The sequence below is a fragment of the Pseudomonas oryzihabitans NBRC 102199 genome (assembly GCF_000730625.1).
GTDB classification, from domain to species: Bacteria; Pseudomonadota; Gammaproteobacteria; order Pseudomonadales; family Pseudomonadaceae; genus Chryseomonas; species Chryseomonas oryzihabitans.
The window spans coordinates 59,236-83,752 of the sequence record NZ_BBIT01000010.1 but is presented as its reverse complement, the minus strand read 5'-3'; the positions used below and the strand labels follow the sequence as shown (position 1 = coordinate 83,752).

Sequence of the window (24,517 nt, the reverse complement as noted above, 5' to 3'; positions counted from 1 at the left end):
GCGGAGCGAACGGATCGTCTCGCTTTTCAGCGCCGGCTCGCTTCAATGTTTAGATCACCTCGGGCACCCGTCAACGTCACGCCTGGCGCCGTGCGGACGAAAGGCATGACGCGGGGACGGGGCGGTCGCGGTGGCGACGAACGCGGGGACGAGCGGTCGTTTCGGCGGCGCTGGGCAGGGTGCGGCGGCTAGAAAAAAGGCCCGCGGGTGCGGGCCTTTTGCTTATTCCTCGTTGCGCGAGCGGTAGGGCTGCGGCCGCGAGAGTTGCGGTCGGCCTTCCTGCTCTTCGAAGAAGTAGCGCAGATAGAGGTTGCCGTTGACGTCGCGCTCATCCTGGGCGTTGTCCAGGCCCAGGCGACCGCCCAGGGCGAATTGCCCGCTGAGGCGGTATTCGCCATTGGCGGAGAGGCTGTAGGCCACGCCGGTCTTGCTCTTGCTGCCGTACTGGCCTTGGCCCGCGGCTTCCGCGGCCGCCTGCAGGGCGGCGTCGTCCGGATAGCGATCCGCGGCGTCCTGGCGAATGGTCTGCACGCCCAGCATGCCCTGCACCTGGTAGGCCCAGAGATCGCCGCGCTGCGCCCACACCAGGGGTACGCCGATGGCGAAGTAGCGCTGCGGGCTGAAGTAGCCACCATGGCCGTAGGTCAGGTGGTTCTGGTTGTTGTCGTAGCCGATCGCGGTGGCCGAGAGGCCCACGGTGAACAGGCTGTCCGGGCCATTGCGCAGGTAGTAGTAGACGCCGGTGCCGATCTCGAACCGGTCGTTGTCCTTGACGTCGTGGCCGGTCAGGCGATGGGCCGCGCCATAGATGTAGGAGCCGTAGCGACCGTCGTCGTATCTCAGTCGCGCCAGGCCGCCGTTGGCGGTGACGCCGCCCCACTCCTGGCCGGTGCGTGGATCGCGGATGCCGCCGTAGGACGCCAGGGAATCGGTCACCGAACGGCGCGATACGCTCAGGGCATAGAGCAGGTTCTCGCTGAGGCTGCTCAGCGGGCGCTCCAGGGTCGCGCCGCCAACCACGGTGCTGTATCTCAGGCCCACCGGCGAGACGCCGATGTCGCCCTTGAGCCCGCGGCCCGCGTCTTCCACGGCGATGGACGCCGCTACGCCGTTTTCCTTCTGGCTGCCGTCGCTGCTGCTGTCGTTGATGCGCGTCGGGGTGACGCGCACAGCCAGGCGCTGGTCGCCGGCGGGGAAGGAGATCTCCAGCGGCGCGCTGACGGTGGTCTGGCGCGAACTGCCACTGGGGTCGTAGCTGCGTACGCTGAGGCCCTGGGTGATGCGGATGCTGCGCTCGCGCTGCAGCTGGCCGAGGATCTGCTCGGTGGCCAGGCTGCTCGACAGGCTGCTGGTGGGCACCACGGACAGGTCGCTGAAGGGGTTGTTGGCAGCCTTCTGCGCCTGCAGCGGATCGCTCCAGGCGTAGTCGGCGCTGCCGGCGTTGCCACCCGCGGCGGCCGGAACGGCGGCCAGGGCGTCATCGCTGCGGGTCTGGCCGGGCAGGGCGGCGAAGGGGTTGTCGCTGGCGCCGGCGGCGCGGGCCGCGGATTCGCGATCCTTGCGCTCCACCTGGACCACCTGCTCCAGCAGGCCGGTGGCGGTACCGGCCATGCCGATGTCGCGGTAGAGCAGGGCGGCGCGGCGCAGCACCAGGGGATCGCTCTGGCCCAGCTTGACCGCCTGGTCCAGGTACTGGCGGGCGGTGACGCTGTCCTGGGACTTGGCGGCGATCTCGGCGGCGCCCAAATAGAGCTCGGCGTCCTTCGGCTGGTCGCTGAGCACGTCGCGATAGAGCTGGCGCGCCTTCTGGGTGTCGCCGCTGGCCAGGTACATGCGCGCCAGGGCGGCCTGGGCGGCCTTGTCGTCGGGACGGGCCTTGAGCGCCGGGGCCAGGGTGTCGTAGGCGGCGGCGAGCTTGCCCTGGTCGGTGAGGCGATCGGCCTGACGGATGCGATAGCGGGCGAGGAGGTCGTCGTACTGCTGCTTCTCGCCGCTGTCGAGCACCACGCCCTGCAGGTCGCGCAGGACGTTGCCCACGGTCTGGTCCTGGTTCAGCTGCAGCTGGATGCTGGCGTAGTGCAGCTGCATGGCGGGCGCCGGGCGGGTATCGCCGGTGATCATCGGCTTGAGCAGGGCCAGGCCGTGCTCGGGATCGCCGGCGGTGGCGAAGGCCTCGGCCAGGTCGCCGATCAGATCCGGATTGCGACCGGCGCGGGCTTCCAGGCGCTGCATCAGGCTGCGCGCTTCTTCGCGGCGCCCCTGCTTGGCCAGGGCCACGGTCTCGGCCAATTGTTCGTTGAAGGTGATGCGCGCGGCCAGGGCGTTCATATCCGGCGAACGCTGGGCCTGGGGAATGCGCATCAGGGTCTGCATGGCGCGCGGGTATTCGCCCAGCTCGTTGGACAGCAGGGCGCTGGCATAGAGCACCTCGGGGCGCTGGGCGCCATCCTTGACCAGGCTGTCCACCAGGTCGCGGGCGGCGCGCGGCCGGCCCTGGCGGACCTCCAGGCGAGCCTGGGCCAGGCGCAGCCAGGGATCCTCCGGGGACTCCTGGCGCGCCTGTTCCAGCAGGCGCGAGGCACCCTGCAGATCGCCCCGCGCCTCGGCGGCTTCGGCTTCCTGCATGGCCTGGCCGGCGCGCAGGCGATCCAGGCCCTTGACCTGATTCTTGGCGCTCGGCTGCAGATTCTTGGTGAGTTGCAGGGCTTCTTCGGTGCGGCCCAGCTCGTTGAGCGCGGCGATGCGTCCGTAGTAGGCGTCGACGTTGGCCGGCTCGCGCATCAGCACCTGGCGGTAGGTGGCCTCGGCCAGTTCCCATTGGCGCTTCTGGCTCTGGATACCGGCCAGGAACAGCTGCGCCTCGACCGCTTCGGGCTTCAGGCGGATGGCTTCCACGCTGAGATCCCGCGCCTGGTCCAGCTCGCGCTTGTTCTCGGCGGCATGGGCGCGTTCCAGCAGGTGGTGGTAGCGCGCCTCGTCCAGCGCCGGCTGCCAGGTCTTGCCGCCTTTCTGCACGGCCTGGGTCAGCAACTGCTCGGCATCGGTCCAGCGCTGCTGCGCGAGGCGGGCACTGCCCAGCTTGCCCAGGGCGTCCGGATCCTGGGGCGTCTTCTTCAGCTGGGCTTCCAGGGCCTGGACGGCGGCCGCGCTCGGCGCGGCGTCGGCAGAGGCGGCCCAGGTCGCGTCGGCATGAATCAGCAGGGCGAGCAGACCAAGGGACAAGGTGAGGTGCTTGGGCATGGTTCTTTCCGTGAAGACTGGTAGGCGTCGCTGCAGCACCTGGCGCAGAGCTGGGGACGATTTCGGCTATAAGTGAATAGCTGAACGCAAGCTGAACGGCAAATACAGCCGCGGATGATTCCCGACAGGCCGTGGCGAGTCAACCAAATCGAGCAGGCGAATGCCATCGCCAGGCCCCTCGGCGCTGGCCGCGCAGGGCCCGGCGACGCTATACTCTGCGGCTTTCCCACCGTCTTTCGCAGGCCGCCGACCATGACCGAGTCCGTCTCCGCCTACATGACCCGTCTTGGCCAGGCTGCCCGTGCCGCGTCGCGGGTCGCCGCCCGGGCGAGCACCGCCCAAAAGAACCGCGCCTTGCTCGCGGCCGCCACCGCCCTGGACGCTCGCCGTGCCGAGCTCACCGCGGCCAATGAGCAGGACCTGGCCGCTGCGCGCGCCAACGGTCTGGACCCTGCCATGCTGGATCGCCTGGCGCTGACGCCCCAGCGCATCGACGACATGATCGAGGGTCTGCGCCAGGTGGCGACGCTGCCCGATCCCATCGGCGAAATCCGCGACATGAGATACGTGCCCTCGGGCATCCAGCTGGGCAAGATGCGCGTGCCGCTGGGCGTCATCGGCATCATTTACGAGTCGCGTCCCAATGTGACCATCGATGCGGCCAGTCTTTGCCTCAAGTCCGGCAATGCCACCATCCTGCGCGGCGGCTCCGAAGCCATCCATTCCAACCAGGCCATCGCCGCCTGCATCCAGGCCGGTCTGGCCGAAGCCGAGCTGCCGGCTGAGCTGGTCCAGGTGGTGGAGACCACCGACCGCGCAGCCGTGGGCGCGCTGATCACCATGCCCGAATACGTCGACGTCATCGTGCCGCGGGGTGGCAAGAGCCTGATCGAGCGCATCAGTCGCGATGCCCGGGTACCGGTGATCAAGCACCTGGACGGTATCTGCCACGTCTACATCGACCGCGCTGCCGACGTCGACAAGGCCATTCGCATCGCCGACAACGCCAAGACCCAGCGCTATGCGCCCTGCAACACCATGGAGACGCTGCTGGTCCATGCGGCCATCGCGGAGCGGGTGTTGCCGCCCCTGGCCGCCATCTATCGCGACAAGCAGGTGGAGCTGCGCGGCTGCGAGCGGACCCGAGCGCTGCTCGGCACCGACGTCCTGCTGGCCAGCGAAGAAGACTGGCGCACCGAATACAACGCGCCGATCCTGTCCATTCGGGTGGTGGATGGCCTCGATGCGGCCATCGAGCACATCAATGCCTATGGCTCGCAGCATACCGATGCCATCGTCACCGAGAATTTCAGCGACGCCCGGCGTTTCCTGACCGAGGTCGATTCGGCGTCGGTGATGGTCAATGCCTCCACGCGCTTCGCCGACGGCTTCGAATACGGCCTGGGCGCCGAGATCGGCATCTCCACTGACAAGCTGCACGCCCGCGGGCCGGTGGGCCTGGAAGGACTGACCAGCGAGAAATACGTGGTCTTCGGCGACGGTCACGTCCGCAGCTGATGAGCAGCCTGCCCACCCGCATCGGCTTGTTCGGCGGTACCTTCGATCCCGTGCACATCGGTCACCTGCGCGCGGCGCTCGAGGTGGCCGAGGCCCTGGCGCTGGACGAACTGCGGCTGATCCCCAGCGCCCGGCCGCCCCATCGCGAGGCGCCCAGCGTCTCCGCCGAGGATCGCCTGGCGATGGTGCGCCTTGCGGTGGCCGACGTCGCGACCCTGGTGGTCGATGACCGGGAACTGCGCCGGACGCGCCACTCCTATACCATAGAGACCCTGGAAAGCCTGCGCGCCGAACTCGGCGGTGAGGTGCAGCTGTTGCTCATGCTGGGCTGGGACGCCTTCTGCGGCCTGCCGAGTTGGCACCGCTGGCGCGAGTTGCTGGAGCTGTGCCACATCCTGGTCCTGCAACGACCCGACGCCGACAGCGAGCCCTGCCAGGAATTGCGCGATTTCCTGGCGGCGCGCAGTCAGCCCGATCCCCAGGCCCTCAAGGGGCCGGGCGGGCAGATCACCTTTATCTGGCAGAACCCGCTCGCGGTGTCCGCCACCCAGATCCGCGGCCTCTTGGCCACCGGGAAGTCCATCCGCTTCCTGGTGCCCGATGCCGTGCTTGACTACATCCGGACGCACGGCCTCTATCCGGCGTCCTCCGAACCGAGGTAAGAGCTACACCATGCAAAGCGAACAACTCGTCCAGGTGGCCATCGCCGCCCTGGAAGACATGAAGGCCCAGGACATCATCTCCCTGGACGTGCGGGAAAAGACCAGCGTGACCGACATCATGGTCATCGCCAGCGGCACCTCCAGCCGCCACGTCAAGTCGCTGGCCGACAACGTGCTGGAAAAGGTCAAGCATCAGGGCGTGCGCCCGCTGGGCAGCGAAGGCCTGGAAGGCGGCGAATGGGCGCTGCTGGACCTGGGCGACGTGGTCGTCCACGTGATGCTGCCGACCACCCGCGAGTTCTATGACCTCGAGCGCCTCTGGCGCGGTGCCGAGCAGAGCCGCGCCGCCCACGGCGAATAAGCCCGGTGCGCCTGCGTCTCATCGCCGTCGGCTCGCGCATGCCGCGCTGGGTCGAAGAGGGCTGGCACGAGTACGTCAAGCGTCTGCCGCCGGAACTGCCGCTGGAACTCGTCGAGATCCCGCTGCAGACCCGGGGCAAGAACGCCGATGTCGCCCGGCTGATCCGCCAGGAGGGTGAGGCCATGCTGGCCAAGGTGCAGCCGGGCGAGCGCGTGGTGACCCTGGAGGTCACCGGCAAGCCCTGGAGCACCGAGCAACTGGCTGAAACACTCCAGCAGTGGCGCCTGGAAGCCCGGACCGTCAACCTCATGGTCGGCGGTCCCGAGGGTCTCGCTCCCGAGGTGCAGGCGCGCAGCGAACAGCGCTGGTCGCTCTCGCCGCTGACCCTGCCGCATCCGCTGGTGCGCATCCTCGTCGGTGAGCAGCTCTATCGCGCCTGGACCGTACTGGCCGGCCATCCGTATCACAAGTAGTCCGTACCTGCGATGTCGCAACCCATACGCCTCAAGGACCACGAGAAAGACGCCCAGCTCGTCCGCGCCCGCGTGACCGTCGGGGCGGTGCTCTTTCTCGTGCTCGCCTGCGTACTGGTGGCGCGCATGTACTACCTGCAGGTCATCCAACACGACTACCACTCGACCCTGTCGGAAAACAACCGGGTCCATGTCCAGCCGATCCCGCCCACCCGCGGCCTGATCTACGACCGCAACGGCATCATCGTCGCCGACAACCGCCCCAGCTTCAGCCTGACCATCACCCGGGAGCGGGCCGACAACTGGCGGCAGACCCTAGATACCCTGGTGCAGGTGCTGGGGCTGACCGAGGAAGACCGCGAACTCTTCGAGAAGCGCATGAAGCAGGGGCGACGGCCGTTCGAGCCGGTGCCGGTGCTGTTCGAGCTGACCGAGGAGCAGATCGCCAAGATCGCCGTCAACCAGTTCCGCCTGCCCGGGGTCGAGGTGACGGCGCAGCTGGTGCGCCACTATCCCATGGGTGAGCACTTCGCCCATTCGGTGGGCTATGTCGGGCGGATCAACGAACAGGAGCTCAAGCGCCTGGATCCGGTCAACTACAGCGGCACCCACCACATCGGCAAGACCGGCGTGGAGCGCTTCTACGAGCCCGAACTGCACGGCGAGGTGGGCTACGAAGAGGTCGAGACCAACGCCCGGGGCCGGGTCCTGCGGGTGCTCAATCGCACCGACCCCAAGCCGGGCAAGGACATCGTCCTGACCATCGACTCGCGGCTGCAGGCCGCCGCCGAAGCCGCCCTGGGCGGACGTCGCGGGGCCATCGTCGCCATCCAGCCCAAGACCGGCGAGGTGCTGGCCATGGTCAGCCAGCCGAGCTACGACCCCAATCCCTTCGTGACCGGGATCAGCTTCAAGGAATATTCCGAGCTGCGCGATTCCATCGATCGCCCGCTCTACAACCGGGTGCTGCGCGGCCTCTATCCGCCCGGTTCGACCATCAAGCCGGCGGTGGCCATCGCCGGTCTCGACACCGGCGCCACCACGCCCCAGGCCAGGGTCTTCGATCCGGGCTACTACGAACTGCCCAACTACGATCACAAGTACCGCAACTGGAACCACGGCGGCGACGGCTACGTGGACATGGATACGGCGCTGATGAGGTCCAACGACACCTACTTCTATGACCTCGCCCACAAGATCGGCATCGATCGCCTCTCCGAGTACATGGGCAAGTTCGGCCTCGGCCAGAAGGTTGCCCTGGACATGTTCGAGGAAGCGCCGGGGCTGATGCCGTCGCGCCAGTGGAAGCGCGCCACCCGCCGCCAGGCCTGGTTCCCCGGCGAGACGCTGATCCTCGGGATCGGCCAGGGCTACATGCAGGTGACTCCGCTGCAACTGGCTCAGGTCACCTCGCTGATCGCCAGCCATGGCCAGTGGATCCGGCCGCACCTGGCCAAGACCCTCGACGGCCAGCCGCCGGCGGATCCCAATCCCATGCCCGACATCGACCTCAAGGATCCGAGCTACTGGGACAGGGCCATCCACGGCATGGAAATGGTGGTGCAGAATCCGCGCGGCACCGCCCACAAGCTCAACGTCGGTGCCCAATACCGCATCGCCGGCAAGAGCGGTACCGCCCAGGTGGTCGCCATTCGCCAGAACGAGAAGTACAACTCGGCCGCGCTCAAGGAGCGCCACCGCGACCACGCCCTGTTCGTCGCCTTCGCCCCAGTGGACAATCCGCAGATCGCCGTGGCGGTGATGGTCGAGAACGGTGAGTCGGGTGGCGCCGTGGCCGGACCGGTCGCGCGTCAGGTGCTCGACGCCTGGCTGCTCGATGACCAGGGCCATCTCAAGGCCGAGTACGCCAAGCCGACTACCGCCGCCGCGACCAAGGTGCAGCCATGAGTCTTGCTCCCAACTTCGATCGCACCATCCCCGAAGGGGACGTGATGAAGCGGCGCGCCACCCTGCTGCAGCGCCTGCACATCGACGGCCCCTTGCTGATCCTGCTGCTGATGCTGGGGGCGACCGGCCTGTTCGTCCTCTATTCCGCGGGTGGCCGCAATCTCGACCTGCTGTTCAAGCAGGCCAGCTCCTTCGGCCTCGGCCTGGTGGCCATGGCCGTCGTCGCCCAGCTCGAACCGCGCTTCATGGCGCGCTGGGTGCCCCTGGGCTACGTGATCGGCGTGGCCCTGCTGGTGGTGGTGGACGTCATGGGCCACAACGCCATGGGCGCCACCCGCTGGATCAACATTCCCGGGGTCATCCGCTTCCAGCCGTCGGAATTCATGAAGCTCCTGATGCCCATGATGATGGCCTGGTACCTGTCCAAGCGCAGCCTGCCGCCCAACTTCAAGCACAGCGTCATCAGCCTGTCGCTGGTGGTGGTGCCCTTCGTGCTGATCCTCGACCAGCCCGATCTCGGCACCGCCATGCTGGTACTGGCCTCGGGCGGCTTCGTGCTGTTCGTCGGCGGCCTGCAGTGGCGCTGGCTGATCGGCGCGGTGAGCGCCGCGGTGCCCCTGGCGGTGGCCATGTGGTTCTTTGTCCTGCACGACTACCAGAAGCGCCGGATCCTGACCTTCCTCGACCCGGAGATGGACCCCCTGGGCGCCGGCTGGAACATCATCCAGTCCAAGGCCGCCATCGGCTCGGGCGGGGTGTTCGGCAAGGGCTGGCTGCTGGGTACCCAGTCTCATCTGGATTTTTTGCCGGAAAGTCACACGGACTTTATCATTGCCGTCCTCGGCGAAGAGTTCGGCATGGTCGGCGTCTGCCTGCTGCTGGTGCTCTATCTGCTGCTCATCGGTCGCGGCCTGACCATCACGGTGCAGGCCCAGACGTTGTTCGGCAAGTTGCTCGCCGGCGGCGTGACCATGACCTTCTTCGTCTATGTCTTCGTCAACATCGGCATGGTCAGCGGCCTGCTCCCCGTGGTGGGCGTACCGCTGCCATTCATCAGCTATGGCGGCACCTCGGTGGTCACCTTGTTCACCGGGTTCGGAGTTTTGATGTCGATCCACACGCACCGCAAGTGGATCGCCCAGGTTTAACACGCAACAAAGAAGGGTTAGATGCCGACAATGGGATGGATGCGTCGCTGCCTGCTGAGCCTGGGGCTCGCGGGTGCGATGGGCGTGACGACCGGCGTCGTCGCGGGTGACTACGACGCGGCACCGCTGACGCGCGACTTCATCGCCGAGATGAGTCAGAGCTATGGCTTCGCCCCGGAACAGCTGCAGGCGCTGTTCGGCGAGGTCGAGCGCAAGCAGGCCATCCTCGACGCCATCTCGCGACCGGCCGAGCGGGTCAAGCCCTGGAGCGAATACCGCCCCATCTTCATCACCGATCGGCGCATCGCCCAGGGCGTCGACTTCTGGAAGGCCCACGAAGAGGCGCTGGCCCGCGCCGAGCGTGAATACGACGTGCCGGCCCAGTTCATCGTCGCCATCATCGGCGTGGAAACCTTCTACGGCCGCAACACCGGCAACTACCGGGTGCTGGATGCGCTATCGACCCTGGCCTTCGACTATCCGCCGCGCGCGCCCTTCTTCCGTAGCCAGCTGCGCGAATTCCTGCTGCTGGCCCGCGAGCAGCAGGTCGATCCGCTCAGCCTGACCGGTTCCTATGCCGGCGCCATGGGCCTGCCGCAATTCATGCCGGGCAGCTTCCGCGCCTATGCGGTGGACTTCGACGGCGACGGCCACATCAACATCTGGTCCGATCCCACCGACGCCATCGGCAGCGTGGCCAACTACTTCAAGCGCCACGGCTGGTCCGGGCGCGGTCCCACCGCCATTCGCGCCCAGGTCAGCGGCGAGCGGGTGGAGGAGGGCGTGGTGGCCGGCATCGAGCCGGTCAAGAGCGTCGCCGAGTTGCGCGCCCTGGGCTGGAACGCCCAAGACCCTGCCCTGCGTGACGATTTGCGTGTAACCTCGTTCCGCCTCGACGGAGACAAGGGACCGGAGTACTGGATGGGCCTGCCCAATTTCTACGCCATTACCCGATACAACCGCAGCGTCATGTACGCCATGGCTGTGACCGATCTGGCCAATGCCATCGCCGAGCGCCATGCCGCCGAGGGTGCCAAGCCGTGATGCGCCTGACTGCCCTGGCGCGCCTGGCCGGTTGCCTGGGCCTCGGCCTGCTGCTGGTGAGCTGTTCCAGCCAGGCGCCCAAGCCGACCAGCAAGGGCGTGGCCGGACCGGGTGGCTACCTGCGTCCGCACCGTGACGGCGCGCCCTGGTGGGACGTGGACGTCAGCCGCATTCCCGACGCCGTGCCCATGCCCTACAACGGGCCGCTGAAGAACAATCCCTACACCGTGCTGGGCAAGACCTATTTCCCGCTGACCGATTCGCGCAACTACCGCGTGACCGGCACCGCGTCCTGGTACGGCACCAAGTTCCACGGTCAGGCCACCGCCAACGGCGAGACCTACGACCTCTATGGCATGACCGCGGCGCACAAGACCCTGCCGCTGCCCAGCTACGTGCGGGTCACCAACCTGGACAACGGCCGCAGTGTGATCCTGCGCGTCAACGACCGCGGCCCCTTCTATTCCGACCGGGTCATCGACCTGTCCTTTGCCGCGGCCAAGAAGCTCGGCTACGCCGAGATCGGCACCGCCCGGGTCAGCGTCGAAGGCATAGATCCGCAGCAGTACTGGGCCCAGCGCGGCCAGGCGGTGCCCATGGTACTGGCCCAGCCGCGCCAGGCGCCGGTGGCCCAGAAGACCACCGAGACCCAGACCTTCGGCGCCATCGAGACCTATACGCCACCGGTCAACCAGCACGCCGAGCCGGTGACGCCCGCGGCCGTCGACGCAAAAAAAAACGTTTCTGTCCCAGCCGCTGGGCTCTATCTGCAGGTGGCGGCCTTCGCCAATCCGGACGCTGCGGAATTGCTCAAGGACAAGCTCAGCGACCTGACCGGTGCCCCGGTGTTCATCAGTTCGACGGTGCGCAACCAGCAGACCTTGCATCGGGTCCGCCTCGGACCGGTCCAGCCGGCTGAGGTTTCCCAGCTCCAGAACAGTGTACGCGTGGCCCGCCTGGGTCAGGCGTCTCTCGTGCAACCGGATTGAAGCAGGGATGCTTCATGACGCCCAGTCGCCGGCCCCAGCCGTCGTGATCCGCCTCGCGCGGATCGCCGTGGACCGTGCGGTCTGGGTCCGCTGCTCCTGCCATACCCCAACCTTTCAGAGATTCGGATGACAATCGCAAAACTCGCTCGACGCCTGCTCCTCCTAGTAACGATCGCCTGTGTCCCGGCCGTCTGGGCGGCCGAGACAATGGTTCCGGCGGCGCCCCAGCTGGCCGCCAAGGCCTGGATTCTCATGGATGCCAACAGCGGCGCCGTGCTCACCGAATCCAACTCCGACCAGCGCCTGCCGCCGGCCAGCCTGACCAAGCTGATGACCGCCTACATCGCCACCCTGGAAATCAACCGGGGTCGCATCAAGGAATCGGACATGGTCACCGTTAGCGAGCACGCCTGGCGTACCGGCGGTTCGCGGATGTTCATCAAGGTCGGCACCCAGGTGTCGGTCGGTGACCTGCTGCACGGCATCATCATCCAGTCCGGCAACGACGCCAGCGTCGCCCTGGCCGAGCACATCGCCGGCAGCGAAGACGCCTTCGCCGACATGATGAACACCACCGCGCAGAAGCTGGGCATGCAGAACACCCACTTCATGGACGCCACCGGCCTGCCGGATCCGAATCACTATTCCTCGGCCCACGACATGGCGATCCTGGCGCGCGCCATCATCAACGCCGATGCCCAGCACTACGCCATCTACTCCCAGAAGGAATTCTTCTGGAACAACATCAAGCAGCCCAACCGCAACCTCTTGCTGTGGCGCGACAAGACCGTCGACGGCCTGAAGACCGGCCACACCGACGAAGCCGGCTACTGCCTGGTGGCCTCGGCCGTGCGCGACGGCATGCGTCTGGTCGCCGTGGTCTTCGGCACCAACAGCGAACAGGCCCGCGCCGCCGAGACCCAGAAGCTGCTGACCTACGGTTTCCGCTTCTTCGAGACCCAGTCCTTCTACAAGAAGGGCACCGAGCTGGCCAAGGCGCCGGTATGGAAGGGTGACAGCCGCGAAGTCCAGGCCGGTCTGGCCAACGACCTGACCATGACCCTGCCGCGCGGTCAGGCCAAGAAGCTGCACGCCGAGATGGTGCTCAACCCGCAGCTGATCGCGCCCATCGCCCAGGGCCAGGTGATCGGCAAGGTCGAGGTGAAGCTGGATGACAAGGTGGTGCACACCGCCGACCTGGTCGCGCTGCAGCCGGTCGAGGAGGGTGGCCTCTTCCGTCGCCTGTGGGATAGCATTCGCCTGTTCTTCTACGGATTGTTCAACTGATCCGTCACCCTGGAAAGGCCCGCATCTGCGGGCCTTTCACCCCCTGCCGACAGAGCTCGGCCTGGAAGTCCGCATGACCGAAGACGTTAAACCCCCCAAGATCGAATTTCCCTGCCCGCGCTATCCGATCAAGGTGATCGGCGACGCCGGTGCCGATTTCGCCGAGCTGGTGCTCGACACCGTCCAGCGCCATGCCCCGGATCTGGATCGCGGCACCCTGGTGACCCGCGACAGTCGCAACGGCCGCTTCCTCTCCGTGCAGGTGCTCATCACCGCCACCGGCGTGGACCAGCTGCAGGCCATCCACCAGGACCTGCGCGCCACCGGCCGCGTGCACATGGTGATCTGATGACCACTCCCGCCCCGGCCAGCCTGGGCGTGCGCCGCTGGGGCCTGAGGCCCTACGAGGCGACCCTGGAGGCCATGCGCCGCTTCACCGATGAACGCGGCCCGGCCACTCCCGACGAACTCTGGCTGCTGCAGCACCCTGCGGTCTTCACCCAGGGCCAGGCCGGCAAGCCCGAGCACCTGCTCGCCGTGGGCGACATTCCGGTGGTGCAGGTCGATCGCGGCGGCCAGGTCACGTACCATGGTCCCGGTCAGCTCATCGCCTATGTGCTGCTGGATGTTCGCCGCAAGGGCCTGGGCGTGCGAGAATTGGTCAGCGCCATGGAAGACAGCCTGATCGCGCTGCTCGCCGACTGGGGCGTGCAGGCCGCGGCCCGAGCCGATGCGCCGGGTGTCTACGTGGACGGAGCCAAGATCGCCTCCCTCGGTCTGCGCATCCGCAATGGCCGGTCCTTCCACGGCCTGGCGCTCAATGTTGACATGGATCTGGCACCCTTCCGCCGGATCAACCCCTGCGGTTATGCCGGCCTGGCCATGACCCAGCTCCGCGATCTGGTGACCGGGCCACTAGCTTTCGACGAGGTCCGCGAGTCTCTGGTGCGTCACCTGAGTCTGCGCCTGGGCTACCCCGAACCGATCACCCTGGAATCGGATTGACATGACCACTACAGTACAAGACAGCGTCCAGACCCTTACCCCGCCCGCCCGCCCCAACAAGGTGGAAGCCGGCGTCAAGTTGCGCGGCGCCGAAAAGGTCGCGCGCATCCCGGTAAAGATCATTCCCACCGAAGAGCTGCCGCGCAAGCCGGACTGGATCCGCGTGCGCATCCCGGTCACCCCCGAGGTCGAGCGCATCAAGCAGCTGCTGCGCAAGCACAAGCTGCACAGTGTCTGCGAAGAGGCGTCCTGCCCCAACCTGGGCGAGTGCTTCTCCGGTGGCACCGCCACCTTCATGATCATGGGTGACATCTGCACCCGTCGCTGCCCCTTCTGCGACGTCGGCCACGGTCGGCCGAAGCCGCTGGACGTGGACGAGCCGAAGAACCTGGCGGTGGCCATCGCCGACCTGGGTCTGAAGTACGTGGTGATCACCTCGGTGGACCGCGACGACCTGCGTGACGGCGGTGCCCAGCACTTCGTCGACTGCCTGCGCGAGATCCGCAAGCTGACCCCCGGCATCCAGCTGGAGACCCTGGTGCCGGACTATCGCGGTCGCATGGATGTCGCCCTGGCCATCACCGAGCAAGAGCCGCCGGATGTCTTCAACCACAACCTGGAGACCGTCCCGCGCCTGTACAAGGCCGCGCGCCCGGGTTCGGACTTCGAGTGGTCGCTGGACCTGCTGCAGAACTTCAAGAAGCGCGTGCCCCACGTGCCGACCAAGTCCGGTCTGATGCTGGGCCTGGGCGAGACCGACGAGGAAGTCATCGAGGTCATGCAGCGCATGCGCGAGCACGAGATCGACATGCTGACCCTCGGCCAGTACCTGCAGCCCTCGCGCAACCACCTGCCGGTGCAACGCTTCGTCCACCCGGATACCTTCGCCTGGTACGCCGAGGAAGGCGCGAAGATGGGCTTCAAGAACGTCGCCTCCGGTCCCCTGGTACGTTCGTCCTACCACGCCGACCAGCAGGCGCACGGCACCAAGATCAACTGATCCTGGCGTCGTCATGAAAAAGGGCAGCCCCGTGGCTGCCCTTTTTCATGTTGGAGGCGGAATCTCTAGCCCCACTCCGATCCGCGTCTAGCCCCCTCTCCCTTCGGGAGAGGGTTGGGGTGAGGGGAGAGTCCCGTTACCCGCGCAGCACGCCATCCACCAGCGCCTTGGCTTCTTCCTGGATACGCCCCAGATGGGCTTCGCCCTCGAAGCTCTCGGCGTAGATCTTGTAGACGTCTTCGGTACCGGAGGGGCGAGCGGCGAACCAGCCGTTCTCGGTGACCACCTTGAGGCCACCGATGGCGGCGCCGTTGCCGGGGGCCTCGGTGAGGATGGCGGTGATCGGCTGGCCGGCCAGCTCCTTGGCGGTGACCTGGGCGGCGGAGAGCTTGCTCAGCCGAGCCTTCTGCTCGCGGTCGGCGGCGGCGTCGATGCGCTGGTAGACCGGAGCGCCGAAGCGCTCGGTCAGGGCCTGGTAGCGCTCACCCGGGTCCTTGCCGGTCACGGCGGTGATTTCCGCGGCCAGCAGGCCGAGGATGATGCCGTCCTTGTCGGTGGACCAGGCGCCACCGGCCTTGCGCAGGAAGGAGGCCCCGGCGGATTCCTCGCCACCGAAGCCCAGGCTGCCATCCAGCAGGCCGTCGACGAACCACTTGAAGCCTACCGGCACTTCCACCACCTGGCGGCCGATGCCCTGGGCCACGCGGTCGATCATCGAGGAGGACACCAGGGTCTTGCCGATGCCGGCCTGCTGGCTCCACTGCGGGCGGTGGGTGAAGAGGTATTCGATGGCCACCGCCAGGTAGTGGTTGGGATTGAGCAGGCCCACCGAGCGGGCGACGATGCCGTGGCGGTCATGGTCGGTATCGCAGGCGAAGGACACGTCGAATCTGTCCTTGTTCTCGATCAGGCCGGCCATGGCGTGGGGCGAGCTGCAGTCCATGCGGATCTTGCCGTCCCAGTCCAGGCGCATGAAGCGGAAGGTCTGGTCGACGCGGGTCGACAGCACCTCCAGCGGCAGGCCATAGCGCTCGGCGATGCGCGGCCAGTAATGTACCCCGGCACCGCCCAGGGGATCGACGCCAAAGGTCAGGCCGGAGCCGCGGATGGCGTCCAGGTCGATGACCTGGCCCAGGCCGCCGACATAGCTGTCGAGGAAATCGAATTCATGGGTGGTGGCGGCCTTGAGCGCCTGGCGGTAATCCATCCGCTTGACGCCTTCCAGGCCGGCCACCAGCAGGGCATTGGCGCGATCCTGGATACTCTTGGTGACGTTGGTGTCGGCCGGGCCGCCATTGGTGGGGTTGTACTTGAAGCCGCCATCGGCCGGCGGATTGTGCGACGGGGTGATGACGATGCCGTCGGCCAGGCCCGAGCTGCGGCCGGCGTTGTATTCGAGGATGGCGTTGGACAGTGCCGGGGTAGGGGTATAGCCCGGTTCGCCGTGGGTCTCGGCGCAGCCGGCGTCGATACGGACCTCCACGCCGTTGGCGGCGAGCACTTCCAGGGCGGAGATGAAGGCCGGTTCGGACAGCGCGTGGGTGTCCATGCCCATGAACAGCGGGCCGTCGACGCCCTGGGCATTGCGGTATTCGCAGATGGCCTGGGTGATGGCGAGGATGTGCCACTCGTTGAAGCTGCCCTTGAGCGAGGAGCCGCGGTGCCCGGAGGTGCCGAAGGCGACCTGCTGACCCGGATCGCTGGGGTCGGGGCGATCGCTGTAGTAGCGTGCCACCAGGCGCGGCAGGTGGGTCAGGGTGTTCTCGTCGGGAAGGCGTCCTGCATTGGGAGCGAGCGTCATGAAAGCGTCCTGTATACGTCGGAAAGAGGCAGCGGTCAGGCACAAGGCCGGTTCTGAATGGGCAGCGCGGCGCGGCGACCATTAGATTACGCCCATAGACCGTGCTGCCCGTCGAAGGTGCAGCCTACACCGGCTGAACCTGACAGCGCTGTGACGGGTTCAGCCAAGATAGCCCAGGCGCAGCAGATAATGCAGGACGGCGTAGGCGCCCAACAGCAGCAATCCTCCAAAGAACAGGCGGCGGAACAGGCGTTCATCGAGACGCTGGCGCAGGCGCTGGCCCAGCGCCATGCCCAGGAGGGCCGGTAGCAGCAGCAGACTGGAAGCCCTCAGGCGCTCGACCGCCAGGGCGTCCTGCCACCAGAGGCCCATCAGCAGGGCCAGGGTGGCGACGGTGAAGGTCAGGCCCAGGGCCTCGATCAGCTGTTCCCTGTCCAGCGCCAGACTCTGCAGATAGGGCACCGCCGGCAGCACGAAGACCCCGGTCATGCCGGTGATCAGACCCGTGACGAAACCCACCAGCGGAGCGACCTTGCCCTCATGACGACCAGGCGCGGGCAGGCGCCAGCCCGTCCAGCCGACCAGGCCATAGGCGACCAGCACCGCGCCCAGCGCAGCGGCGAGTCCGGCGCCATCGCCTCCGGTCAGCAACGGTATGCTGAGCAGGGTGCCGGGCACCAGGGCCAGTTGCAGCGGCAACAGGCGCGTGAACGTCGGCCAGGGCGAGGGGCCGGCGCAGCATTGCCAGACGTTGGTGAGCAGCGAGGGAATCAGCAGCAGGGCGGCGGCTTCGGCCGGCGTCATCAGCAGCGCCAGCAGGCTCATGGCCACGGTGGGCAGGCCCAGGCCCAGCACGCCCTTGGTCAGCCCCGCGAGCACGAAGATCAGGATACAGAGCAGCAGGGTCATGGTCGTCTCCGCGGGTGGAGGGGTTACCATGGCGTCCAGGACCGCAGGTGAGAAGCCGGGATTGGCGAAGGCTGCCTACGGTCGGCACAGAGGCTCTGCGGCGATGCGCTATGACCTGCTCGACCTGCGTCTGTTTCTCCATGTCGTGGCGGCGCGCAGCATCACCCTGGGCGCCGAACGGAGCCACCTGGCGCTGCCTTCCGCCAGTGCCCGCATCAAGGCCCTGGAAGACAGCCTGGGTACGCCGCTGCTGATCCGCCATGCGCGTGGGGTACGCCCCACCCCGGCCGGTCTGACCCTGGAGCGCCATGCCCGGGCGATCCTGCAGCGACTGGAGGACATGGACCAGGACCTCGCTGGCGCCGAGGCGGACAGCCGCACGCGGGTACGGCTGCTGGCCAATGGCGCCGCGGTGATGGAGCACCTTGATGCGCCCCTGGCCGATTTCCTCCAGGCGCAGCCCCGGGTGGACGTGGACGTCGAGGAGCTGCCCAGCCCGCGTATCGTGCTGGCGCTGCGTGAGGGGCGTGCCGACCTGGGGATCTTCGTCGCGGCGCCGGGGCTGGAAGGGCTACAGGTCCGGCCATTCCGGACGGATCCCCTGGTGCTGGTCACGGCGCCGGGTCGCCTGAGGCTCGAGGACGGCGAGGCGGTCGACTTCGCCGATCTGCTCGAGCAGCCCTTTGTCGGTCTGTCCCGCGGCAATGCTTTGCAACTGCATGTGGAAGCCCAGGCCGCGCAATGGGGGCGGGAGCTGGCGATCCGTATCCGGGTGCCGAGTGCGATCCAGGCCTGTGCCCTGGTCGCCCGTGGCCTGGGTGTGGCCATCCTGCCGGCCGCGAGTCTGCTCCGCGCAGGACCGGGCCTGGCGCTGGCCCGTCATCCGCTGAAGGACGCCTGGGCGCGTCGTGACCTGGTGGTGGGTTGCCGGGACTTCGCGGAGCTGGCGCCGGCGGCGACAGCTCTGCTGGAGGCGCTGGTGGGGGAGGTGGCGCGCCAGGGCTGACGGCGGACGCCCCTTTCCACGTGTGGATAAGGGGCGTCGTCAGGCCCTAGCCGCGCAGCTTGTCCAGCAGCTGATGGTTGGGATAGCCGTCGGCAGGCCAGCCCTGGGACTGCTGGTAGGCGCGGATGGCCTTGCGGGTGTTGGCGCCGATGATGCCGTCGGCGCTGCCCGGGTCGAGCCCCAGGGCGGCCAGGCGCTGTTGCAGCTCCACACGCTCGCTGCGGCTCAGCGGCAGGTCGTCGGTGGGCCAGCTGCCGGCGATCTGGCCGGCGTCGCGATAGCGCTCCGAGAGCAGCGCCACGCCCAGGGCATAGGAGCTGGAGTTGTTGTACTTGAGGATGGTGCGGAAGTTGTTAAACACCAGGAAGGCCGGGCCGCGATGGCCGGCGGGCAGCAGCAGCGAGGCGCTGTCGCTCGGCTGGGCGGCCGGTTGCGGCAGGCCGAGGCCCTGGATGCCCAGGGCGTTCCACTCGGCCAGGCTCTTGCGCACGCCCATGTCGGCCAGGCTGTAGTCGAAATTGGCCGGTACCCGGACCTCGTAGCCCCAGGGCTTGCCGTCCTGCCAGCCGGAGGCCTTGAGGTAGTTGGCGGTGGAGGCCAGGGCATCGGCGGTGGAGCCCCAGATGTCGCGGCGACCGTCGCCGTCGAAGTCCACCGCGTACTGGTCGTAGGTGGTGGGGATGAACTGGGTCTGGCCCATGGCGCCGGCCCAGGAGCCGATCATGCGGTCGGCGGTGACGTCGCCGTGCTGCAGGATGCCGAGGGCGGCGATGAGCTGGTCTTGGGCGAAGTCCGGGCGGCGACCTTCGTAGGCGAGGGTGGCCAGGGAACGGATGACGCCCTTGTTGCCCATGTTGTTGCCGTAGTTGCTTTCCATGCCCCAGAAAGCCACCAGGCGCGCGGGCTCGATGCCATAGCGGGCTTCCAGGGAGGCCAGCAGCCCGGCCTGCTGGATCAGCAGGCTCTTGCCGTTGCGCACCCGCAGCGGCGACACGGCGGATTCCAGGTATTCCCAGACCGGCTTGGTGAATTCCGGCTGGCTGCGGTCGGCGGCGATCACCGCCGGATCGGGTTGCACGCCGGCGAAGGCCTGGTCGAAGGTGGCGGCCGAGATGCCCCGGCCCAGGGCCAGGGTACGAAAGCGACTGCGCCATTGCTCGAAGCTTTCGTCCGGCTGTGGCATGGCCTCGGCCGCCGAGGCGGGGGCATTGGCCGCGGGCGCGGGTTTGGACGAGGAGGGTGAAGAGGGCGCCGCGGAGGGCGTCGTCTGAGTCTGGGCGCAGGCGGCCAGGGCGGCGGTCAGCAGGGTGACCAGGGTTCCGGCGAGGAGGCCGCCGGTCTTGAATCCGCGGGTTTTCCCGAATTGCATCTGTCTCCACCGGACGTCTAGGCAGGAAGACTCACCTTAGCACGGCCCGGGTGCTGGCGTCTGGACGCGGCTTTCAGGCGGCCAGAAAGACCGAAGCCTTCTCGTCTTGCAACGAGAAGGCTTCGCGGCGGTAGCTGCCTTTGCCCTTGGCAGGCTTTTCCTGGCGGGCGCGATATCGGGGATCGCTGACGAGGACCTTGGCCTTGTTGGGGCCGCGGCTGTATTTCTTGGCCATGGTGCGTGCTCCGAGGGTTGGGGACTCCCCCTTGATGGGGGCGCGCCAGTCTATTGCAAGGGCCGTGGATTGCAAGGCGCGGCCAGCGTCAGGACCTGGGCAGGGCCAGCCGCTTGCCGGCGAGCGTCAGCGCCAGGCTGGCCAGGGTCAGCCAGACCTCGCCGGGTGCCTGGCCCTTGATCTGTTCGTCGGCGACCTGGGCTTCGCGCAGCAGGGCTTCCAGGCGGCGCGCACCCTGGCGCTGCAGGGCCCGACTGACCAGCGGCCGCCGCTTGTCCCACACCGGCGGTTTGACCTGGGTGAAGGCGCGCTCCAGCGGCGTGCCGCTTTCCTGCAGATGGGCGAGGTTGGCCAGCAGGCGCAGCTCCCGGGCCAGGGCCCAGAGCACTACGGCGGCTTCCACGCCTTCGCCGCGCAGGCCTTCGAGGATGCGCAGGGCATGTTCCGCATCGCCTGCCAGGGCGGCGTCCAGCAGGCCGAAGACGTCGTAGCGGGCACTGTCGGCCACCGAGGCGCGCACGGTCTCGGCATCCACCTGGGAGCCTTCGATGAGCAGGCGGAGCTTTTCGATCTCCTGGGCCGCGGCCAGCAGATTGCCTTCCACCCGCTCGGCGATCAGTTCGACCGCCTCGGGGGTGGCCGCCAGCCCCAGGCGCGACAGGCGCTGGTTGATCCACTGCGGCAGCTGCGCCAGTTCCACGGGCCAGATCTGCACGAATTGCGTCTGCGGGTGCTCCAGCAGGGCCTTGGCCCACTTGGTCTTCTGGGCGGCGGCATCCAGGCGCGGCAGGCTGATCAGCAGCAGGGTGTCTTCGGCGGGGCGGGCCAGGTAGTCGAGCAGGGCGGCGGAGCCCTTGTCGCCCGGCTTGCCGGTGGGCAGGCGCAATTCGAGGATGCGCTTCTGGGCGAACAGCGAGAGGCTGGCGCCGGCCTCATAGAGACGACCCCAGTCGAAACCGGCATCGACGTCGAAGACCTCGCGCTCGTCGAAGCCCTGGGCGCGGGCCGCGCCGCGAATGGCGTCGCTGGCTTCCTGGCAGAGCAGCGGCTCGTCGCCGCTGACGGCATAGACGGCGGCCAGCGAGCCCTGGAGCTGCTTGCCGAGCTGGTTGGCGTTGAGTTTCATGCTGAACCGGAAGGGCAAACCGGAGCCTTGCGGCTCCGGATGCGGCGCTTAGCGCGCGGGGGTGGGGATGTCGATCGGCGACTGCTGCGGCGGGGCGGACTCGCGGGCGCGGCGGTCGGCTTCGGCCTTGGCGGCGGCACGGGCATCGGCGTCGCGCTGCAGCTTCTCCAGGCGCTCCGGCGTCACGGCCTGCAGGCGGGCGGCCAGCTGTTGCACCAGCTCGCGACGCATTTCGCGGCGCAACTGGTCCTTCTGCTGTTCGGAACCAACGATGTTGTTCTGGTCGGTCACGTAGTAGCGCTGGGTTTCCAGGTAGTCGCTGACCAGCACCGCCTGGTTCTTGCCAATGATGCTGTAGGGCTGACGGGTGGTCAGCTCGACCTCGGCACTGCGGGCGCCGCTGGTGTAGCTGGCGGTGCGCTCGCTCTGGGCTTCGCCGCCCAGATCCAGAGTGTAGGGCGCGCCCGAGGTGACCCGCACATGGGCGTCGTCCAGCATGTCGCGGACGTCCTTGACGGTCTGACCATAGGCGTCGCGCGCCGTCAGGTTCAGCTCGGTGAGGCTCAGGCGGGTTTCGCCGGTGCCACGCAGCTGGAAGCCGCAGGCGGTCAGCAGGGTCGCCAGGCCGACTACCGCAAGGCCGGGGAGAATCCGTTTCTTCATCTGTTGTCTGCTCCGTTCGCGTGTCTTAGTTGGCGACGATGTTGACCAGTTTACCCGGGACCACGACGACCTTGCGGATGGTCAGACCCTCGGTGAAGCGTGCCACGTTCTCGTTGGCGCGGGCGGCGGCCTCGATGGCCTCGCGGCTGGCATCGGCCGGTACTTCGATCTGGCCGCGCAGCTTGCCGTTCACCTGGATGACGATCTGCAGGCTGTCCTGCACCAGGGCGCTCTCGTCCACCTGCGGCCAGCGGGCGTCGATGACCGCGTCGCTGTGGCCCAGTTGCTGCCAGAGACCGTGGGCGATGTGCGGGGTGATGGGCGCCAGCAGCAGGGTGACGGCCTCCAGGCCTTCCTGCAGCAGACGGCGATCGGTGTCGCTGTCCTGGGCGGCCTTTTCCAGCACATTCATCAGGGTCATGACCGCGGCGATGGCGGTGTTGAACTTGTGATGCTGACCGATATCCTGGCTGGCCTGGCGGATGGCCAGGTGGATGGCACGGCGGACGTCCTTCTGGGCGGGCGACAGCTCGCCGAGGGCGCCGGCAGTCGGCAGGCCCTGGCTCACGTGGGCCTGGGCCAGACGCCAGACGCGGCGCAGGAAGCGGCTCGCACCCTCGACGCCGGAATCGGACCACTCCAGGCTCATGTCCGGCGGCGAGGCGAACATCATGAACAGGCGGCAGGTGTCGGCGCCGTACTGGTCGATCATCGCCTGGGGATCGACGCCGTTGTTCTTCGACTTGGACATCTTCTCGACGCCACCGATTTCCACCGGCTGGCCGTCGCTCTTCAGGCGCGCCCCGATCACCTTGGCCTTGGCGTCGCGTTCCACCTCGACATCGGCCGGGTTGAACCAGTCCTTGCTGCCGTTGGGATTGGTGCGGTAGTAGGTCTCGGCCACCACCATGCCCTGGGTCAGCAGATTCTCGAAGGGCTCGTCGGAATCGATCAGGCCCTGGTCGCGCATCAGCTTGTGGAAGAAGCGCGAGTAGAGCAGGTGCAGGATGGCGTGCTCGATGCCGCCGATGTACTGGTCGACGGGCAACCAGTAGTTGGCTTCTTCCTTGTCCAGCATGCCGCCGGTGAAATTCGGCGAGGCATAGCGGGCGAAGTACCAGGAGCTCTCGACGAAGGTGTCCATGGTGTCGGTTTCGCGACGGGCCGGCTGGCCGTTGCGCGGATCGACGGTCTCGTAGAATTCCGGCATGCGCGCCAGCGGCGAGCCGGCGCCGTCCGGCACCACGTCCTCGGGCAGCACCACCGGCAGCAGATCGGCCGGCACGGGGATGTCGACGCCGTCTTCACCGTGGATGATGGGGATCGGGCAGCCCCAGTAGCGCTGGCGGCTGATGCCCCAGTCGCGCAGGCGGAACTGGGTGCGCGGCTGGCCCAGGCCCTTGGCCTGCAGATCGGCGCCGATGGCGTCGAAGGCGGCGTCGTAGGCGAGGTTGTCGTAGGCACCGGAATTGATCAGGAAGCCTTCCTTGCTGCCGTACCAGTCCTTCCACTGCACCGGGTCGAACTGGTAGCGCTCGTATTCCTCGGGGCTGTAGTCGTCCGGATTGGCCAGCACCTGGGTGGCCTCGGCGGTATCCACCACCTGGACGATGGGCAACTGGTACTTATTGGCGAATTCGAAGTCACGCTCGTCGTGACCGGGCACGGCCATGACCGCGCCGTCGCCGTAGTGCATCAGCACATAGTTGGCGACCCATACCGGCAGGCGGGCGTCGGTCAGCGGATGACGGACGAACAGGCCGGTGTCCAGGCCCTTCTTCTCCTGGGTGGCGATGTCGGCTTCGGCGACGCCGCCGCGCTTGCACTCGTCGATGAAGGCCTGCAGCTCGGCATTGCCCTGGGCGGCCTGGGTGGCCAGCGGGTGTTCCGCGGCCACGGCGACATAGGTGGCGCCGAGCAGGGTGTCGGGGCGGGTGGTGAAGACCTTCAGGGTACCTTCGGCGCCGATGCTGTCCTGGTCATAGGGGAATTGCACCTCCATGCCGCGGGACTTGCCGATCCAGTTGCGCTGCATGGTCTTGACCTGCTCTGGCCAGCCGGGCAGGCCGTCGAGGGAGGTCAGCAGCTCTTCCGCATAGTCGGTGATGCGGAAGTAGTACATGGGGATCTCGCGCTTCTCGATCAGCGCACCGCTGCGCCAGCCGCGGCCGTCGATGACCTGCTCGTTGGCCAGGACGGTCTGGTCCACCGGGTCCCAGTTCACCGTGCCGTTCTTGCGGTAGATGATGCCCTTCTCGAACAACTGGGTGAACAGCCACTGCTCCCAGCGATAGTAGTCGGGCTTGCAGGTGGTGACCTCGCGGGACCAGTCGATCGCCAGACCCAGGCTCTGCAGCTGGGACTTCATGTAGGCGATGTTCTCGTAGGTCCACTTGGCGGGGGCCACGCCGTTCTTCATGGCGGCGTTTTCCGCGGGCATGCCGAAGGCGTCCCAGCCCATGGGCTGCAGGACGTTCTTGCCCAGCATCCGCTGGTAGCGGGCGATGACGTCGCCGATGGTGTAGTTGCGCACGTGCCCCATGTGCAGCTTGCCGCTGGGGTAGGGGAACATCGACAGGCAGTAGAACTTCTCCTGGCCCGGGCGCATGGTGGCCTTGAAGGACAGATTCTGGTCCCAGAAGGACTGGGCGGCGGCTTCTATTTCGCGGGGCTGATAGTGTTCGTGCATGGGCGTGTCGAGGGCTGCAGAGGCGTTTGATCGAGCCGCCAAGCATACATGACCCCCCGAGCGCGGGGAAATGTCCCGGTCCGC

Annotated in this window: 21 protein-coding genes; 13 read left to right on the top strand and 8 right to left on the bottom strand. The window is 67.5% G+C overall.

From position 1 onward, the window contains the following. Positions 1–222: 222 nt before the first annotated feature. On the bottom strand, positions 223–3,240 hold the full coding sequence (locus POR01S_RS13055; RefSeq protein WP_042136293.1) for a cellulose biosynthesis protein BcsC: 3,018 nt from the start codon (positions 3,238–3,240) through the stop codon (positions 223–225). Positions 3,241–3,492: 252 nt separating this feature from the next. On the opposite strand from POR01S_RS13055, the gene POR01S_RS13050 reads away from it, so the two are divergent. From POR01S_RS13050 to lipA, 12 genes are all read left to right on the top strand, one after another. Beyond that, positions 3,493–4,758 carry a glutamate-5-semialdehyde dehydrogenase gene (locus POR01S_RS13050; protein ID WP_042136292.1) on the top strand — a complete coding sequence of 422 codons (1,266 nt, stop codon included), beginning with the start codon at positions 3,493–3,495 and terminating at the stop codon, positions 4,756–4,758. Further along, a complete protein-coding gene (nadD, locus tag POR01S_RS13045) occupies positions 4,758–5,420 on the top strand; it encodes a nicotinate-nucleotide adenylyltransferase (RefSeq protein ID WP_042136291.1) in 663 nt (220 codons plus the stop codon). Before POR01S_RS13050 ends, nadD begins: the two co-directional genes overlap by 1 nt. Positions 5,421–5,430: 10 nt before the next feature. After that, positions 5,431–5,781 carry a ribosome silencing factor gene (gene rsfS / locus POR01S_RS13040; protein WP_042136289.1) on the top strand — a complete coding sequence of 117 codons (351 nt, stop codon included), beginning with the start codon at positions 5,431–5,433 and terminating at the stop codon, positions 5,779–5,781. 5 nt (positions 5,782–5,786) lie between these two features. Next, positions 5,787–6,254 carry a 23S rRNA (pseudouridine(1915)-N(3))-methyltransferase RlmH gene (gene rlmH / locus POR01S_RS13035; protein WP_007159668.1) on the top strand — a complete coding sequence of 156 codons (468 nt, stop codon included), beginning with the start codon at positions 5,787–5,789 and terminating at the stop codon, positions 6,252–6,254. A 12-nt stretch (positions 6,255–6,266) separates the two neighbouring features. After that, complete coding sequence (gene mrdA / locus POR01S_RS13030) at positions 6,267–8,162, top strand: penicillin-binding protein 2 (protein WP_042136287.1); 1,896 nt, start codon at positions 6,267–6,269, stop codon at positions 8,160–8,162. 44 nt (positions 8,163–8,206) lie between these two features. Continuing rightward, complete coding sequence (gene rodA / locus POR01S_RS13025; RefSeq protein WP_085982634.1) at positions 8,207–9,310, top strand: rod shape-determining protein RodA; 1,104 nt, start codon at positions 8,207–8,209, stop codon at positions 9,308–9,310. Positions 9,311–9,349: 39 nt separating this feature from the next. After that, positions 9,350–10,354, top strand: coding sequence for a lytic murein transglycosylase B (gene mltB / locus POR01S_RS13020; RefSeq protein WP_371099744.1), 1,005 nt, complete (start codon positions 9,350–9,352; stop codon positions 10,352–10,354). Continuing rightward, a complete protein-coding gene (locus tag POR01S_RS13015) occupies positions 10,354–11,343 on the top strand; it encodes a septal ring lytic transglycosylase RlpA family protein (RefSeq protein WP_037007194.1) in 990 nt (329 codons plus the stop codon). Before mltB ends, POR01S_RS13015 begins: the two co-directional genes overlap by 1 nt. 126 nt (positions 11,344–11,469) lie before the next feature. Beyond that, positions 11,470–12,630 carry a D-alanyl-D-alanine carboxypeptidase family protein gene (locus tag POR01S_RS13010; RefSeq protein WP_007159663.1) on the top strand — a complete coding sequence of 387 codons (1,161 nt, stop codon included), beginning with the start codon at positions 11,470–11,472 and terminating at the stop codon, positions 12,628–12,630. Positions 12,631–12,703: 73 nt separating this feature from the next. Next, positions 12,704–12,979, top strand: a complete 276-nt coding sequence (locus tag POR01S_RS13005) for a DUF493 domain-containing protein (RefSeq protein ID WP_007159662.1) — start codon at positions 12,704–12,706, stop codon at positions 12,977–12,979. Then, positions 12,979–13,635 carry a lipoyl(octanoyl) transferase LipB gene (lipB, locus tag POR01S_RS13000; RefSeq protein ID WP_007159661.1) on the top strand — a complete coding sequence of 219 codons (657 nt, stop codon included), beginning with the start codon at positions 12,979–12,981 and terminating at the stop codon, positions 13,633–13,635. The genes POR01S_RS13005 and lipB overlap by 1 nt, the downstream gene beginning before the upstream one ends. 1 nt (position 13,636) lies before the next feature. Further along, positions 13,637–14,635: a lipoyl synthase gene (lipA, locus tag POR01S_RS12995; protein ID WP_017642509.1), complete on the top strand. Its 999-nt coding sequence runs from the start codon at positions 13,637–13,639 to the stop codon at positions 14,633–14,635. Positions 14,636–14,771: 136 nt separating this feature from the next. On the opposite strand, the gene pgm is transcribed toward lipA, so the two are convergent. Next, the gene (gene pgm, locus POR01S_RS12990; RefSeq protein ID WP_042136284.1) at positions 14,772–16,436 is read right to left on the bottom strand and encodes a phosphoglucomutase (alpha-D-glucose-1,6-bisphosphate-dependent); all 1,665 of its coding nucleotides are present in this window, start codon (positions 16,434–16,436) and stop codon (positions 14,772–14,774) included. A gap of 159 nt (positions 16,437–16,595) precedes the next feature. Next, positions 16,596–17,345 carry a sulfite exporter TauE/SafE family protein gene (locus POR01S_RS12985; protein WP_081875214.1) on the bottom strand — a complete coding sequence of 250 codons (750 nt, stop codon included), beginning with the start codon at positions 17,343–17,345 and terminating at the stop codon, positions 16,596–16,598. Positions 17,346–17,448: 103 nt separating this feature from the next. On the opposite strand from POR01S_RS12985, the gene POR01S_RS12980 reads away from it, so the two are divergent. Further along, entirely contained in the window at positions 17,449–18,351 is a 903-nt protein-coding gene (locus POR01S_RS12980; protein WP_042136281.1) for a LysR family transcriptional regulator, read from the top strand. A gap of 46 nt (positions 18,352–18,397) precedes the next feature. Here POR01S_RS12980 and POR01S_RS12975 read toward each other — a convergent pair whose 3' ends face one another. The 5 genes from POR01S_RS12975 to leuS form a co-directional block, all read right to left on the bottom strand. Next, on the bottom strand, positions 18,398–19,720 hold the full coding sequence (locus tag POR01S_RS12975) for a lytic murein transglycosylase (RefSeq protein ID WP_042136280.1): 1,323 nt from the start codon (positions 19,718–19,720) through the stop codon (positions 18,398–18,400). Between the two features lie 73 nt (positions 19,721–19,793). Then, positions 19,794–19,955 carry an alternative ribosome rescue factor ArfA gene (gene arfA / locus POR01S_RS12970; protein WP_007159657.1) on the bottom strand — a complete coding sequence of 54 codons (162 nt, stop codon included), beginning with the start codon at positions 19,953–19,955 and terminating at the stop codon, positions 19,794–19,796. A gap of 88 nt (positions 19,956–20,043) precedes the next feature. Next, positions 20,044–21,081, bottom strand: coding sequence for a DNA polymerase III subunit delta (gene holA, locus POR01S_RS12965; protein ID WP_042136278.1), 1,038 nt, complete (start codon positions 21,079–21,081; stop codon positions 20,044–20,046). A 48-nt stretch (positions 21,082–21,129) separates the two neighbouring features. Continuing rightward, the gene (locus tag POR01S_RS12960; protein WP_027597194.1) at positions 21,130–21,744 is read right to left on the bottom strand and encodes an LPS-assembly lipoprotein LptE; all 615 of its coding nucleotides are present in this window, start codon (positions 21,742–21,744) and stop codon (positions 21,130–21,132) included. A 25-nt stretch (positions 21,745–21,769) separates the two neighbouring features. Beyond that, on the bottom strand, positions 21,770–24,433 hold the full coding sequence (gene leuS / locus POR01S_RS12955) for a leucine--tRNA ligase (protein WP_042136275.1): 2,664 nt from the start codon (positions 24,431–24,433) through the stop codon (positions 21,770–21,772). Between the last annotated feature and the right edge of the window lie 84 nt (positions 24,434–24,517).